General features: G+C 57.1%; 1 protein-coding gene. It reads right to left on the minus strand.

Features of this window, described 5'->3' with window-relative positions; all coding sequences use genetic code 11:
- Positions 1-219 (minus strand): hypothetical protein (locus AB1471_RS19270; protein ID WP_367781112.1); only part of this gene is annotated, 219 nt, incomplete at both ends.

Raw genomic sequence — 219 nt, forward strand, 5'->3', positions numbered from 1 at the left:
GTTGTCGCTCCCTCCTTCCGTTGCTCCGTTCTCTTTCCCTTCTCTCTCCTCCCCCTTTTCCTCCCCCCCCCCTCCTTCCTTTTCCCTTTTCCTCCCTTTCCCCCTCCCCCCTCCCCCTCTTTTTTTCTCTCTCCCCCTTCTTCTTTTCTTCCTCCTCCCCTTTCTTCCCCTCTCCCCCTTTTCTCCTCTCCCCCTTTTCCTCTTCCTTTTCCCCCCCTT

The sequence above is a fragment of the Jeotgalibacillus marinus genome, assembly GCF_040801915.1.
In the GTDB taxonomy this organism is placed as follows: Bacteria; Bacillota; Bacilli; order Bacillales; family Jeotgalibacillaceae; genus Jeotgalibacillus; species Jeotgalibacillus marinus.